Here is a 14,586-nt window from a genome sequence, read left to right as displayed (position 1 = left end):
AATATTGTGCTAATAGGACGCAGCCAGGGTCATGGTCACTGTATTTTTTGACGTTAAGAGCTTACACTATAGCCAGTTTTTTTTCTTCTGCAAAGATTGATTATGATCGACCTGAAATTACTCAGAAATAATATTGAGGCTGTAAATGTAGCCTTGGCAAAACGTGGTGTTCAACTCAATGTTGAAGAGTGGGCATCCCTAGAAGCACGCCGTAAAGAGATTCAGTCCAAGACAGAAACCCTGCAAGCTGAACGTAATGCCGGTGCCAAACAAGTCGGTCAAATTAAAAAAGCAGGTGGCGACGCATCTGAAATCATGACACGCATGTCTGCGATTGGTGATGAAATCAAAGCGGCTGAAGCAGCACTGGCTGAACTGCAAGCTGAGCTTGAAGAAAAATTACTGTCTATTCCAAACTTGCCCGATGAAGCTGTGCCTGAAGGTAAAGACGAAAGTGATAACGTGGAAATCCTGAAATGGGGTACACCGCGTGAATTTGATTTCGAAATCAAAGATCATACGGATCTAGGCGAAATGATGGGCGGTCTGGAATTTGAAACCGCGACCAAATTAACCGGTTCACGTTTTAGTGTACTAAAAGGTTCATTAGCACGTTTACAACGTGCCATTACCCAGTTCATGCTAAATACGCATACTGATCAAAATGGTTATACCGAAGCCTATGTGCCTTATCTGGTCAATGCAGATTCATTGCGTGGGACTGGTCAGCTGCCTAAATTTGAAGAAGATCTGTTTAGGCTGCAGGGCGAAAAAGAGTTTTATCTGATTCCAACTGCTGAAGTGCCAGTGACGAATTTCGTACGTGATGAAATTATTGATGCAGACCGTCTGCCATTGAAATATGCAGCGCATACACCATGTTTCCGTAGTGAAGCAGGTTCTTATGGTCGTGATACCCGCGGTTTGATCCGTCAGCACCAATTCGACAAAGTCGAAATGGTTCAGATTGTAAAACCTGAAACTTCGATGCAAGTGCTTGAAGAATTGACTGGCCATGCTGAAGGCATTTTGCAAGCACTCGGACTTCCATATCGTAAAATTTTACTTTGTGGTGGTGACATGGGCTTTGGTGCGACCAAGACTTATGACTTGGAAGTCTGGGTACCAAGCCAAAATACCTACCGTGAAATTTCTTCATGCTCAAACATGGGGGATTTCCAGGCGCGTCGTATGAAAGCGCGTTACCGTGCTGATCAGAAGAAAACTGAATTTGTGCATACCTTGAATGGTTCAGGTCTGGCCGTGGGTCGTACTTTACTTGCAGTGATGGAAAACTATCAACGTGCCGATGGCTCGATTGAGATTCCTGAAGTATTACGTCCATATATGGGTGGTGTGACTTATATCGACTAATTGTCGATCTCAGCATCCCTAAATGTGCATGAAAATTGCATAGACAGTCAGATTTATAATTTTGAGGTAGTTCGTGGATATTTTTCCAATCTCGTTAAAGTTGCAACAGCAACCTTGTCTGATTGTCGGTGGTGGACATATTGCATACCGTAAAGCACTTTTACTTCAAAAAGCAGGTGCGATCATTCATGTGATTGCGCCTGAAATTGAAGAGAGTCTGTTGAGAATTGTGCAAAATAGCCAAGGACAATATGTGCAGGCGGCTTTTCATCCTGAAGTTGCGTTACGTCCATATCGACTGGTTATTGCAGCGACTGACGATGCAGAGACCAATCGTCAGGTCTTTGAACTGTGTGAAGCGGAAAATGTCCTGGTCAATAGCGTTGATGATCCGCCGCATTGCCGGTTTATGGTGCCTGCGATTATTGACCGTTCGCCCTTGGTCATTTCGGTGGCATCGAATGGCACGTCGCCCGTATTGTCGCGGCAGATCCGAACTCAGCTTGAAACGACTATTCCACATGGTATGGGCAAGTTGGCCGAGTTTTCAGGAAAATGGCGCAGTGCGGTTAAGGCTAAAATTGTCAATCCAGATGAACGCCGTATTTTCTGGGAAGATTTATATGCCAGTCCGCTAAAAGAACAGGTGTTCAACGACAATATCGCTGAAGCAGATCGCCTGATCGAGCAAGCATTACAAGAGTGGCAAAAGCCAAAAGGTGAAGTCTACTTGGTCGGTGCGGGTCCGGGTGATCCAGAATTGTTGACCTTAAAAGCCTTGCGTTTGATGCAGCAAGCCGATGTGGTGATTTACGACCGACTGGTTTCAGCGCCAATTATGGATCTATGTCGTCGTGATGCGGAAAAGATCTATGTGGGTAAGGCGCGTTCCAATCATGCGGTTCCGCAAGATGGGATTAATGCTTTATTGGTCAAATATGCCAGTGAAGGAAAGCGGGTTTGCCGTCTGAAAGGTGGTGATCCATTTATATTCGGGCGTGGCGGTGAAGAGATTGAAGAACTATTTGCTGCTGGGATTACTTTTCAGGTGGTTCCAGGTATTACTGCAGCTTCAGGATGTTCAGCCTATGCCGGCATTCCATTAACCCATCGTGATTATGCGCAAAGTGTGCGTTTCCTGACTGGTCACTTAAAAGAAGGTTCGCCAGAATTGCCTTGGAGTGAGTTGGTCTATGAAAACCAGACCTTAGTGCTGTATATGGGGCTGGTGGGACTGGAGAAAATCTGTGCAGAATTAATCGCTCATGGTCAACGAGCCGACATGCCAGTGGCCTTGGTTTCTAAAGGTACGACGCCTGAACAGAAAGTTGTAGTAGGAACGCTTGCTGATATTGCATCCAAAGTGTCCGAACATCAGATTCAAGCCCCGACTTTGACCATTATTGGTGAAGTTGTACGCTTACGTGAACAATTGCAATGGCATGAGCGAGAATAAGCAAAGCACTGCTTTGCCCGAGCGCAAGACGAAGGCTGTGCCTGAAGTAAGAGGATAAGCAAAGCACTGCTTTGCCCGAGCGCAAGACGAATGTCGTGTCTGAATTAAATATATTAAGTGAGTAAGCTGTGATCCACGTTGTTTTATATGAGCCTGAAATTCCTGCAAATACAGGCAATATCATTCGTCTGTGTGCCAATACCGGAGCACAGTTGCATCTGGTCAAGCCGCTGGGTTTTGAACTGGATGACAAAAAACTGAAACGTGCCGGTCTGGATTATCACGAATATGCCAATATGCAGATTTGGGAAAATATCGAAGACTGTCTGGCTGATCTGGCAAGTAAAGGCATTGGTCTGGATGCAATCTATCCATTGACCACCAAAGGTTCTGAAACACCGCATACTTCGGATTTAAACCGTCCTGTGGCCTTGTTAATGGGGCCGGAAACTCGTGGTCTGCCTGAACATGTTCGTCTAATGTTTCCGCAAAAGCACTGGATTCGTTTACCGATGGCAGAGAACTCCCGAAGTTTGAACCTATCGAATGCCACAGCAGTGATTGTGTATGAAGCTTGGCGTCAGCAGGGTTTTAAAACGCTTTAAGCTGATATTTGTAGTAATTCTAAAAGCTGCCTTTGGGTGGCTTTTTTATTTTGTGTAATAAATAGATAAACTGCTTTTCACTTCATTGTATGCTTGAATTTATAACTTCATCAAATATAACAAAAGGTGCAGCCTTGAAGCCTCTATTAAAACTTATCATCGCATGTTGCCTTGGATCTATTGCGGCTTCCGTGAGTGCGGAAGAGGGCAGTGCCGCCACATCGGCAACAAAGGAAGTTCAACCCATTACTCAAGCGGAAATACAGCAGGGTTTGCTCAACATGCAGAAACGCTTAGATACGCGTATTGAAAAATGGGGGCAGAGCCTGAATTCAGATGATTTTCAATGGACTTGGCGGGGGCGTAAATTAAAGCCTGCCAAGCGTGAGGAAGTCTGTGATATTTTTCAAGATGTCGTGGATGAAATGTATCAACTGGCCGTCAAGAATAAAGCCCGTTTAGGTCCGGAAGAGCAAAAGTTATTGTCTAATCGCAGTCTGTTTATTGAGAAACTGGGTTATGAAAATAATCGGGTCAATACCCAGATGGGTTTTGATTGCTATCTGCATTAGTAAAATCAAAACATGACAGACATAAAAAAGGCGCATGAAGCGCCTTTTTTATTTGAAGCAAAACGATATTATTTATCGTCAAATTCATTGTGCTGAGGAGCAGGGTGCTTGAAGCCTTTGGTTTTATAACCTAAGTACAAGATACCGCCAAATGCCCAGATCAGACCGTATTTAAGCGAAGCTTCATCGACTTCTAACCACAATGCAAAGACTGAAATGAAGCCAAGTAAAGGAACCACGACAAAGTTCATGATCTCTTTGGCACTCTTGGTACGACCATCACGTAATGCATAACGTGAAATCACCGATAAGTTGACGAAACTGAATGCCGTTAAGGCACCAAAGCTGATCAATGACACCACAAAATCAAGATCCATAAAGCCAGCGGTTAAAGCCACTGCACCAGCGATCAGGATGTTGTATGAAGGTGTGTAGTTTTTCGGACTAATATGACCGAAGATCTTCTTGTTGATTACGCCATCACGACCCATCACGTACATCAGACGAGATACACCCGCATGTGCTGAAATACCAGAAGCCATGACTGTCACAATTGCGAAGTAAAGTACGACTGTTTTAAACGCCACGCCACCGACAGCTTGTAAAATATCCGGCTGTGTTGCAGCGATATCTTCAAAGTAAGTTTTTGGATCATTCGGGAAGAAGATCTGCATGAAGTAAGTACTGATGATGAAGATGATACCTGCCAATAATGCAGTCAAGAAAATCGCTTTAGGTAAGGTTTTCTCAGTATCTTTGGTTTCTTCAGCCAGAGAACTCAAAGAGTCAAAACCTGTGAATGAGAAGCACAGTAAGGTTGCACCGGTAATCAGGGCAGCAACAGAAGTAAACTCATTCCAGAATGGCTCTAAACTCCACAGTTGATACTTTGCATCGACCAGTGTGCCATCTGCATTTACGCCACCTTCCAAAAGTTGGTAAACCATCCAGGTGAAGTATGCAATGACGCCCAATTGTACGAATACAATCATACTGTTGAAGTTGGCAACAAATCTCGCACCGCGAAGGTTAATCGCAGTCATAAAGGCGGTTAAACCAATGACCCAAACCCAATGGTTCATGTCTGGGAAAAGTGCTTCCAGATAAATCACCGCCAGGATGATATTGACCATTGGCGATAACAGGTAATCCAGCAAGGATGACCAACCCACCATGAAACCTACGTTCGGGTGGATGGATTTTTGCGCATAGGTATAGGCCGAACCCGAAGAAGGGTAGCGACGAATCATATGACCATAGCTCAAGGAGGTTAACAAAATTGCAATCAGTGCAAAAATGTAAGAGGTAGGAACGTGGAAGTTACTTTCTTCAGATACCAGACCAAATGTATCGAACAAGGTCATGGGTTGAATATAAGCTAAACCAATAATAATGATGTGCCAGAGTCCCAGCGTTTTTTGCAGTTTAGCTGCCGATTGAGTCCCAGAGATATTAGTCAACGGCGTTATCCTCTTAATCGTTGATCAAGGATCAGTCATATTTATAAGGATCGTTTGAGACGAACGATCCCCCCTACAGTTTTCTATAAAAGTCCGCCAATCTACTTGAAAAGAACGGCTTTTGCTAGCTATTTTTTTGACTTTTGTCCTGCATAAAATGTGCCATTCAAAAATAGAAATCGAATTTTTTCTTATGCAAGATAAAAGCCTGATGCTTAAAAAAACATCAGGCTAGAATTTCGGCTATATTGGCTTATTTTTCAGTAATTACCAAGCCTTTTTTAAGATAGATTTTAAATCTTCCAGGGTGGCTTCTTTCGGGTTATAAATGATGGAACCATCATTCAGGGCTTTCTCTGCCACTTCATCGAGCTGGGCTTCAGAAATCTTACCGGTTTCACGTAATGTGCGCGGTAATTTGGTGAGACTGTAAATCCGGTCACGCATGGTTAGAATCGTTGCAATAGTTTTGTCAGCACGTAGATGCGCTGGCGTTTGTGCATAAATATCGGCACCCGCCAAAGGCAGGAGCAGATCTGCAATTTTATCGCCATTGACCTCTTTGTTATATTCCAGCACATAAGGTAGGAATAAGTTCATGCATAAACCATGCGGCAGGTGTACCACTGCACCCAATGAGTGCCCCAATGAATGTACAATGCCGACCATCGAGTTGGAAAATGCAATTCCTGCCATGGTCGATGCTTGAGCCAGTTCCAGACGGCCTTGTGCATCGGAAGGATTGTCCAGTACATTAAATAGATGGGTACTGATCTTCTTGACTGCTGCAGTCGCATAAGCATCCGAAATTGGATTGGCTGCCATGCAGGTATAAGCTTCAACCGCATGGGTCATCGCATCCATTGCGGTCATGGCGGTTAAATGCGGCGGCAAGGTCTGGGTCATGCGTGGATCCAGAATTGCAGCATGCGGCATCAGATAATAAGAGGCGAACGGCATTTTGACGTTCTTTTCAGTGTCCGACACGACAGCGACCATGGTCACTTCTGAACCTGTACCAGACGTGGTTGGAATCACAAAAAACGGTTTCAGCGGTTTAGGCAGGTTGTGAGCACCTGAATATTTCAGCAGGTCATCACCGCCTTCAGAGACTAGAATATTGGTTGCCTTAGAGGTATCAATGACTGAACCACCGCCCACAGCAATGATCGCATCACAATGATTTTCGCGATACAGTTTTGCTGCACTGCGTACTGTACCCAAGCTAGAGTCGGGTGGGACGTCATCAAAAATCGCTACAATTGCAGCATCCGCCATTTCAAATGCGGCTTCAATTGGCGCTAGCAGATTGTTGGCGCGTACACCTTTGTCGGTAATGATCAGCGGACGTTTTGCCCCTAAAGTCGCAAGTTCAAACGGAATATGTTCTAACGCGGCATGACCGGCAATTACTTTGACCGGACAGAAAAATTCATAATAAGGTTTAGCCATGTTATACACTCCGTTTCAAATAGGATTGAGCGATTTTCAGATAAATGCTGCTCGCTTCGCTTAGTTTTTCTTTTAGGCTTAGATTGCTTGGATATTCTTTAACTGCCAGTTGTGCCACCATTTTTGGCAAAATCAGTGCTTCCATTTTATTCAGGCAGCGTACCAGACGAATGGCATTGGAAATATCGCCATCAGCAATCATACGGTCATGGGCAAAAGCCTGTGAAGTACTTTCCTGAAAAGAAAACACCAAAAAGGCATGGTGCAGATGTTTAAAGGTAATAATCAAATCAGGTGCTTTTTCCAGATTTTTGACCAGTTCCAGTTGTTTGTCCTCAGTGACCCGCGCCACAAAGGCCGGACCATGCGGAAAGACTTTCATGGAAAGAGTAAAATTTTCTGGAAAATGGGCTACTTCCTGTTTGATTTCTTCATCCACCTGACTTGCCATGACCAGACCTCGGCCAATCACATCCATCATGAATTTGACATAGGCAAGCTGCAAAGCGGGTTTTACGGATTTAGTCGCAATCACGTGATGATCCCTATCTCAATATTATTAGTTTAGAGTAAATACTCTAATTTATTTGGGGTTGAAATGCAAAGGCTTTATCTTTGCTCGACAGTTACTTGCTTAAAGTACCCGCTGTGACGCAAAGTTTCAATAATTTCAGTGCACAACTGGCTGAATTGGGGTGGTTGTTCGAGCAAATCACTCATGCGTACCATTTCCAGTCCTGCATAGCCACAAGGGTTAATGGTATTGAATCCGCTTAGGTCACAATCCAGATTTAGGGACAAACCATGATAGCTACGGCCTTTGCGAATTTTAAAACCAAGTGAGCCAATTTTGCGTTCAGCGACGTAAACCCCGGGGGCATCCGGTTTGGCATAGGCATTAATGCCATATTTTTTTAGCAATTCGATCATCAGGTTTTCAGCATAAGACACCAGCGTGCGCACATTCCAGCCCAGACGATTCAAGTCAAACATGAAGTAAGCCACCAATTGACCGGGACCATGCCAGGTCACCTGACCACCACGATCGGTCTGAATCACCGGAATATTGCTTGGTATTAAAATATGTTCCGGTTTGCCTGCCTGACCTTGAGTCAGTACATCCTGATGTTGCAAAATCCACAATTGATCCGGGCTATGTTCATCACGGGTTTCCGTAAATGTTTTCATTTCCAGAAAACGATCTTCATAAGGTGTGAGGTCGTGATATTGACGAATGATCAGCTCGGGCTTTTGCAGCACATCAGTCACAGGGAGTGTCCTTGGTAATTATAAAAAACTGATCATAATTATAATGACTTCGGCATGAAATAGGGGCGAGATCAGCAATATTTCATGGGTATCTTAGCGCTGCATAGGCATAAAAAACACGCCCGGAAGCGTGTCTTTTGTATTTTCGATTACAGTGCTGTTTTAATCAGCGGGCAAGCGGCCAAATCTGCATATACTGCATGAACCTGTTCCAGTTCCAAAAAGCGCAGTTGTGCGGTAATGGAATGATATTTGCCAGTACGCGATGGCGTAACACTTACGCTATCACCTTCAAAATCTGGAAAATGTTTCAGAAAAATGTCGATGACAGCGTGACGCAATTCATCGCCCGCAAGGCCAATCAGTTTAATTGGATAATCCATAGGGAAAACCCAAAGATGTTCTTGAAGTTCACGAGATGGTGTACGGTCTAACATGGTAGTCCCCTGATTTGAAACGCCTGCAATCATGCAGGCGTTTGGGTCTGTCTTGGCTACTTAAATGGAGACTGATGATCAAATTTCAAGTCTCCAGAATAAGCGTTAAATCTTAATCATTCTCAAGGAATGAACGTAAGTGTTCTGAACGCGATGGATGGCGAAGTTTACGCAGCGCTTTCGCTTCAATCTGACGAATACGTTCACGTGTTACGTCAAACTGTTTGCCCACTTCTTCCAAAGTATGGTCGGTCGGCATGTCGATACCAAAACGCATTTTCAGGACTTTGGCTTCACGTTCAGTCAGGTTTTCCAGAACTTCACGTGTTGCTTCTTTCAGGCCTTCAGACGTTGCAGCATCAATTGGTGACGTGATGTTGCTGTCTTCAATGAAATCACCCAGATGCGAATCTTCATCATCACCGATCGGTGTTTCCATCGAAATCGGTTCTTTGGCGATTTTCAGTACTTTACGTACTTTAACTTCGTCCATTTCCAGACGTTCGCCCAGTTCTTCAGGCGTCGGTTCACGCCCCATTTCCTGTAGAAGCTGACGAGATACACGGTTGATCTTGTTGATCGTTTCAATCATGTGTACCGGAATACGAATGGTACGTGCCTGATCCGCAATCGAACGTGTGATTGCCTGACGAATCCACCAAGTCGCATAAGTCGAGAATTTATAACCACGACGGTATTCAAACTTGTCTACGGCTTTCATCAGACCGATGTTACCTTCCTGAATCAGATCCAGGAATTGCAAGCCACGGTTGGTATATTTCTTCGCAATCGAAATGACCAGACGCAAGTTCGCTTCAACCATTTCTTTCTTGGCACGACGTGCTTTGGCTTCACCGACGGCCATACGTTTGGCAATGTCTTTAATGCCTTTTACATCAAGGCCAAGCTCTTTCTCGATATCGGCAATTTTTTGCTGGAAGGCCAATACGTCTGGACGTACTTTTTCCAGATAAGCTTTCTGGTCTGCAGGTGTTTTTGCGATCTGCTCATCTAACCAGGCTGGATTCGATTCTTGGCCCGGGAAGCTGGTACGGAACTGGGTGCGATCCATACGGCCACGACGTACTGCATAACGCATCACTTCACGTTCTGCACCACGAATTTGATCATGGGTACCACGAATCATTTCAGAAATGATATCAAATAGACGCGGGGTAAATTTGAACATCATGAATACAGTTGCAAGTGCCTGCAAAGCTTCTTCAGCCTGTTTGCTGTCACGACCATGTTTTTCAATAGTTGCTTTGGTATTCAGCCACGCATTTTCCAGTTCAGTAAAACGCGCTTTAGCAATTTCAGGATCTGGACCAGAATCTGCTTCTGATTCATCATCAGAATCTGCTTCTTCTTCCTCTTCATCATCGTCCAGTTTTACATCTTTGGTCGATTTTTTCGAGTCAGTCTCATCTTCAGCAAGAACCGCTTCTTCTTCTAGAACTTCAGGAATTTCTTCATCTGATTCAGGATCTAAATAACCTGATAAAAGGTCAGCAAGACGGCGTTCACCCGCTTCATAATCTTTGTATTCTTGCAGTACCACTTCTACCGCATTCGGCCAGTAAGCAATCGAGTGCAAAACATCACGAATACCTTCTTCGATGCGTTTTGCGATGCTGATTTCGCCTTCACGAGTCAGAAGTTCTACTGTACCCATCTCACGCATATACATACGTACAGGGTCAGTGGTACGACCTGGCTCGTTTTCTACCGAGGCAAGTACGGCTGCAGCTTCTTCTTCTGCAACTTCATCCGCCGCTTCTGCAGTATCTTCGAACATCGTATCATCAGATTCAGGCGCGCGATCATGTACCGGAATACCGACATCATTCAGCATCTGAATGATGTCTTCAATCTGCTCGCTTTCTGTGATGGAGTCCGGCAGATGATCGTTAACCTCAGCGAAGGTTAAATAACCTTGTTCTTTGCCTCGGCTAATCAGAGCCGCTACTTGAGAAGTAGGGGAAGTCATATCGCTCATCTTTTGCTTACTCTTCGTTGAATCTGTGGCAGTAAAAAACCGTACAATGCTGCACGATTTAAGCTCGTTAAATTTAGTGAATAGCCTACATATTTCATCAGGGAATTCAGCATGAAAGCTGTCTGATAAAATATTTAAAATGAAATTCAGTAATTTAAGATGGGGGTGAATTTGTTGTTTTCAAGTTCATCCCATGCGTGTCTGTTTATGACTCAAAAAGGAGAATCAAAAAACATAAGCACGCAGGGTGGATTATATCATGGCACACAATTGAGACAGAAAAAACCCCTAATTACAAATTAAAAATACGAAAATCCAAATAAAACTTGACTTGTTATTTTAGGCACGATAAATAGCGCTTAAATCCTTTTACATTTTTCACTCATGAGGAAGTTTTAGTGTCTTCTACAGATTTTGAACTAGATGATAACTTCGGTGAAGATGATGTTAATTTCGATGAGGCTTCTAGCAAGCTCAGTGCTAAAGAGTCGTTGGAAAAACGTCGTCTGATCGATGATCTGCTGACCCAACGTCGTTTAGAGCGCGAACTCAAAGATTTTGACTATGACTTCGACGATGACGACGATTTTGATGACGAAGATTAATGAATTCGGATTTAGCATAGCCTGAATAAATGCTATGCTAAACCTTTCGGTTTTCTAAGTTTGGATGTTAGATGAGTGCTTTAGATTTAGACCTGTTGAGTGAATATCTAGATGGTGACCAAAATGAACATGGTCTAGATTTCGCGGCAACCCATGGTTTCTTATGTGCTATTGCAGTAGGCCCAAAATTCGACAAATGGTTAGACGAACTTTTTGATAGCAATCAAAAGAAAGTGCCTGCAGAAATCATCACTCAGGTGCAAGCATGGTTAGAGTCTATTCGTCAAAGCTTAGCCAATGAAGAAGGGATTACGTTCCCGTTTGAAATTGAAGAAGCAGATACTGAATCAAGCTTGGGTGACTGGAGTGTGGGCTTTGTAGACGCCATGTTCCTAAACGAAGACGCTTGGTTTACTGAAGAATTTGAAGAACAACTGGTGGATTTAACCCTGCCAATCATGGTCTTCAGTGGCATCGATGATGAAGATCCACAAATGGAAACTTTCCGTCGCAATGGTCAGTTAATGGACGAGCTTGCAGAAGAAATTCCAGAAAACTTAAATGAATTGTATCTGATGTATCACACTCCAGAATAATTCATAAAAAAAGCACCGCAGGGTGCTTTTTTTAGCTTTGGCCTTTTTGCATCTTTGAGATTTACTCGATCCTATTTTCTTTCCATGCCTGTACGCTTCGCCAGACTGTAGCGCGCATAAGCATTGTAGGCGATATGGAACAGTAAGGCATGTAAGGCAATGCTGGCAGCCACCAGAAATGAATTTGTTCCTCTTCCTGTATAGGTGATGGTTCTATAAATTTCATCTGTCTGCGGGTTCATCCAGATGACCACAACTAAAAAGATAAACCCGAATGTCATGGCAATGATGGTGGAGCCCCAGACCAGTTTGCTTTTCTCTTCCTGAGTCGGCAAACGAAGTTCTTTCTTAACAAAGTATCGGGCACTGAGAAAGGCGGAAGCAATCAGGGCAGGAATCAGCAGAATGGCACCCAGATTGAATACATAGATGAGTATGCCTACCAATAGAACCAAGGTCAGATAAACGGTGGCAAAATATTTAAGATAATGCGACATCGTTTTAATCTCCTTAAGGGATCTTCCTCAGGATGGACGATTTTTACGCTGCTGTCTACGGTAGAAAATCCAGATAATAATTACCGCAACAATGGCAATAATCACATAACTGACTTTACTAAAAATTTGCTGCATCAACTGCTGGTTTTCGCCAAAATAAAATCCGACACAAGCCAGAAACGTAGTCCAGATGATGGTTCCAAGTGTGCTATAGAACATAAATTTCCAGAAGGGCATATGACTCATGCCGGCAGGAATGCTGATCAGCGAGCGAACCGCAGGAATCATGCGACCAAAGAACACAATGCGGTGACCATAATGCTCAAACCAGCTCAGTGATTTTTTCACATCCTCTGATTTAATAAATAAATATTTGCCATAACGATCGACAAATTTAAAAATAGAATCATGGTTAAATTTATAGCCAATCCAGTACAGTAAGGCGGCTGCCAGCAGGGAGCCGATACAACCGGACATGATCACCCCGACGAGTATTAACTCGCCCTGAGAGGCTGAATAGCCCGCGGAAGGCATAATAATTTCGGAAGGGATTGGCGGGAAGACATTATCCAGGAACATGAGCAGGGCAATGCCCCAGTAGCCCAGTTGCTCCATAACGGAAATAATCCATTCGGTCAGATTCATATGATTGGCAAAATAAAAAATACTGCCTGTATCCTAAGCAGTATTTTTTGTGCGGTAAAGTCTTGGAATATAAATGATCAGGCAGAATTAGCTATGCGTCAGGGTATAAATATAAACTTTACGTAAGAAATAGGCCAAGCAGATCGGCAAAATACTTAGCAGGATAAAATGCATGATGCTGGTATTGATATGGTAACCAATGAAAAGCGCCAAGATCGCGCCAATAACGGTTCCCAAGATAACGACGAACAGATGTGATTGCTGTTCAAGCTCTTCAGAAATTTGATGAAGCCGTTGCAACTTTATATTTTCTTTTGGTTGAAATTGAACCAGATTGTCTGAATCTCGAGCAAGTGAGCCTGCCATTTTATATTCCTTTTCACTTAAAAATTTCAGTTAATAATGAAAGACTTAGCTTGTAAATCACCGTATCATTAGACTAACAATCTTGTTTGGAAAAAAATGAGGTTCTTGGTAAGGAATTGGTAAGAGTTTTATTGCTGTTGTGATTTTTATGTAAACAAAAAACCCTCCGAAGAGGGTTTTTATATATTTCATTACAAAAGGCCAAATTAGAGGCGTTTGCGTTTTGCTGCTAAAATTTGTGATTGACGCATACGGAAACCTTCTTTTTGTTTCTCCGAGGTTTTGTCAATACAGTACACACAAGAGACACCATGTTCATAACTTGGGAGGGCAACTTCTTCTGGAAGTAAAGGCCAGCCACACGCATGACACTTGGTATTTTGGCCTTCTTCAACACCGTGCGTTACGGCAGTACGACTATCAAACACGAAGCATTCACCTTCCCACATGCTTTCTTCAGCCGGGGTTTCTTCCAGGTATTTTAGAATGCCGCCTTTCAGGTGATACACTTCGGTAAAACCTTCTTGTAGAAGAAGTGAAGTGGATTTTTCACAACGAATACCGCCAGTACAGAACATGGCAATTTTCTTGTCTTTGTGCTGTTCCAGATTATTTTTCACGTATTCAGGGAATTCGCGGAAGCTTTCAGTTTTCGGATCAATCGCGCCTTTGAACGTACCTGCTTTGTATTCGTAATCGTTACGGGTATCAACCAGAATCACGTCATCACGTGCAATCAGTTCGTTCCATTCTTTTGGATCAAGATAGTGACCGACTAAATCACGCGGTTTCACTTCCACGCCTAAAGTCACGATTTCTTTTTTTAATTTAATTTTCATTTTACGGAATGGTTTTTCAGAACTGTCAGATTCTTTGTATTCCATTTCGTTAAAACCTTCATTCAGAAGGAACTGGTGAATTTGATCAATCGATGCACGGTCGCCTGCAACCGTACCGTTAATGCCTTCACCTGCCACAATTAGAGTACCGCAAAGGTTGATGGATTTTACCAGGTCCAGAAGACGTTGCTGAAGATCGGCAGGATCTTGAACTTCTTTGAATTGATAAAGTGCGGCAACAACCCAACCAGTCGTCGCTTGCTGTTCTACAGGTGCAAGCTGTTCTACAGTAGCGTTCATGGAATACTCCAACGTAGCATGATAATTTGAAAGGCGCATATTTTAGCTTGATTCGAGTGAATAAGCGAGTAAAACGCAAGTCTTTTAACAGGCTTCAATTCATGAGGGAGAGCG

At 43.4% G+C, this 14,586-nt stretch carries 16 protein-coding genes; 6 read left to right on the top strand and 10 right to left on the bottom strand.

Annotation, left to right across the window (positions count from 1 at the left end):
• Positions 1-102 precede the first annotated feature (102 nt).
• The 4 genes from serS (at position 103) to Q9R24_RS03540 (ending at position 4,007) form a co-directional block, all read left to right on the top strand.
• Positions 103-1,374: a serine--tRNA ligase gene (serS, locus tag Q9R24_RS03555; protein WP_253146417.1), complete on the top strand. Its 1,272-nt coding sequence runs from the start codon at positions 103-105 to the stop codon at positions 1,372-1,374.
• Between the two features lie 73 nt (positions 1,375-1,447).
• A complete protein-coding gene (gene cysG, locus Q9R24_RS03550; RefSeq protein ID WP_311203733.1) occupies positions 1,448-2,830 on the top strand; it encodes a siroheme synthase CysG in 1,383 nt (460 codons plus the stop codon).
• 128 nt (positions 2,831-2,958) lie between these two features.
• On the top strand, positions 2,959-3,435 hold the full coding sequence (locus Q9R24_RS03545) for a tRNA (cytidine(34)-2'-O)-methyltransferase (RefSeq protein ID WP_004280633.1): 477 nt from the start codon (positions 2,959-2,961) through the stop codon (positions 3,433-3,435).
• Positions 3,436-3,524: 89 nt separating this feature from the next.
• Positions 3,525-4,007, top strand: coding sequence for a hypothetical protein (locus Q9R24_RS03540; protein ID WP_004645798.1), 483 nt, complete (start codon positions 3,525-3,527; stop codon positions 4,005-4,007).
• Positions 4,008-4,075: 68 nt separating this feature from the next.
• On the opposite strand, the gene Q9R24_RS03535 is transcribed toward Q9R24_RS03540, so the two are convergent.
• The 6 genes from Q9R24_RS03535 to rpoD all read right to left on the bottom strand — a co-directional run bounded on the left by Q9R24_RS03535 (position 4,076) and on the right by rpoD (position 10,672).
• Positions 4,076-5,467 carry an APC family permease gene (locus tag Q9R24_RS03535; protein ID WP_004280630.1) on the bottom strand — a complete coding sequence of 464 codons (1,392 nt, stop codon included), beginning with the start codon at positions 5,465-5,467 and terminating at the stop codon, positions 4,076-4,078.
• Between the two features lie 267 nt (positions 5,468-5,734).
• Positions 5,735-6,919 (bottom strand): iron-containing alcohol dehydrogenase, encoded by a 1,185-nt coding sequence (locus tag Q9R24_RS03530; protein ID WP_004280629.1) that lies wholly within the window; start codon positions 6,917-6,919, stop codon positions 5,735-5,737.
• Between the two features lies 1 nt (position 6,920).
• Complete coding sequence (locus Q9R24_RS03525) at positions 6,921-7,454, bottom strand: hypothetical protein (RefSeq protein WP_311203732.1); 534 nt, start codon at positions 7,452-7,454, stop codon at positions 6,921-6,923.
• Between the two features lie 74 nt (positions 7,455-7,528).
• On the bottom strand, positions 7,529-8,188 hold the full coding sequence (lipB, locus tag Q9R24_RS03520; protein ID WP_004645796.1) for a lipoyl(octanoyl) transferase LipB: 660 nt from the start codon (positions 8,186-8,188) through the stop codon (positions 7,529-7,531).
• 149 nt (positions 8,189-8,337) lie between these two features.
• Entirely contained in the window at positions 8,338-8,625 is a 288-nt protein-coding gene (locus tag Q9R24_RS03515) for a YbeD family protein (protein ID WP_253112155.1), read from the bottom strand.
• Between the two features lie 112 nt (positions 8,626-8,737).
• The gene (gene rpoD / locus Q9R24_RS03510) at positions 8,738-10,672 is read right to left on the bottom strand and encodes an RNA polymerase sigma factor RpoD (RefSeq protein WP_224215688.1); all 1,935 of its coding nucleotides are present in this window, start codon (positions 10,670-10,672) and stop codon (positions 8,738-8,740) included.
• Positions 10,673-11,022: 350 nt separating this feature from the next.
• Here rpoD and Q9R24_RS03505 point away from each other — a divergent pair, with 350 nt between their 5' ends.
• A complete protein-coding gene (locus tag Q9R24_RS03505) occupies positions 11,023-11,229 on the top strand; it encodes a PA3496 family putative envelope integrity protein (RefSeq protein ID WP_004280622.1) in 207 nt (68 codons plus the stop codon).
• Between the two features lie 71 nt (positions 11,230-11,300).
• Positions 11,301-11,825 carry a YecA family protein gene (locus tag Q9R24_RS03500; protein ID WP_004280621.1) on the top strand — a complete coding sequence of 175 codons (525 nt, stop codon included), beginning with the start codon at positions 11,301-11,303 and terminating at the stop codon, positions 11,823-11,825.
• A gap of 71 nt (positions 11,826-11,896) precedes the next feature.
• Here Q9R24_RS03500 and Q9R24_RS03495 read toward each other — a convergent pair whose 3' ends face one another.
• The 4 genes from Q9R24_RS03495 to Q9R24_RS03480 form a co-directional block, all read right to left on the bottom strand.
• Complete coding sequence (locus Q9R24_RS03495) at positions 11,897-12,322, bottom strand: ABZJ_00895 family protein (RefSeq protein WP_004280620.1); 426 nt, start codon at positions 12,320-12,322, stop codon at positions 11,897-11,899.
• Between the two features lie 27 nt (positions 12,323-12,349).
• Positions 12,350-12,967, bottom strand: coding sequence for a DedA family protein (locus tag Q9R24_RS03490; RefSeq protein ID WP_004280619.1), 618 nt, complete (start codon positions 12,965-12,967; stop codon positions 12,350-12,352).
• An 87-nt stretch (positions 12,968-13,054) separates the two neighbouring features.
• A complete protein-coding gene (locus tag Q9R24_RS03485; protein ID WP_004280617.1) occupies positions 13,055-13,333 on the bottom strand; it encodes a hypothetical protein in 279 nt (92 codons plus the stop codon).
• A gap of 206 nt (positions 13,334-13,539) precedes the next feature.
• Positions 13,540-14,472, bottom strand: coding sequence for a rhodanese-related sulfurtransferase (locus tag Q9R24_RS03480; protein ID WP_311203731.1), 933 nt, complete (start codon positions 14,470-14,472; stop codon positions 13,540-13,542).
• Between the last annotated feature and the right edge of the window lie 114 nt (positions 14,473-14,586).

Source organism: Acinetobacter sp. RRD8 (assembly GCF_031844225.1).
Lineage (GTDB): Bacteria > Pseudomonadota > Gammaproteobacteria > Pseudomonadales > Moraxellaceae > Acinetobacter.
This window is presented reverse-complemented; position numbering and strand designations above follow the sequence as displayed.

Bases quoted from the DNA above. Each gene is read 5' to 3' on its own strand.
- Q9R24_RS03540 (WP_004645798.1), top strand. From the start codon at position 3,525: ATGCTTGAATTTATAACTTCATCAAATATAACAAAAGGTGCAGCCTTG.
- Q9R24_RS03485 (WP_004280617.1), bottom strand. From the start codon at position 13,333: ATGGCAGGCTCACTTGCTCGAGATTCAGACAATCTGGTTCAATTTCAA.
- Q9R24_RS03530 (WP_004280629.1), bottom strand. From the start codon at position 6,919: ATGGCTAAACCTTATTATGAATTTTTCTGTCCGGTCAAAGTAATTGCC.
- Q9R24_RS03490 (WP_004280619.1), bottom strand. From the start codon at position 12,967: ATGAATCTGACCGAATGGATTATTTCCGTTATGGAGCAACTGGGCTAC.
- Q9R24_RS03500 (WP_004280621.1), top strand. From the start codon at position 11,301: ATGAGTGCTTTAGATTTAGACCTGTTGAGTGAATATCTAGATGGTGAC.
- Q9R24_RS03495 (WP_004280620.1), bottom strand. From the start codon at position 12,322: ATGTCGCATTATCTTAAATATTTTGCCACCGTTTATCTGACCTTGGTT.
- Q9R24_RS03515 (WP_253112155.1), bottom strand. From the start codon at position 8,625: ATGTTAGACCGTACACCATCTCGTGAACTTCAAGAACATCTTTGGGTT.
- serS (WP_253146417.1), top strand. From the start codon at position 103: ATGATCGACCTGAAATTACTCAGAAATAATATTGAGGCTGTAAATGTA.
- Q9R24_RS03480 (WP_311203731.1), bottom strand. From the start codon at position 14,472: ATGAACGCTACTGTAGAACAGCTTGCACCTGTAGAACAGCAAGCGACG.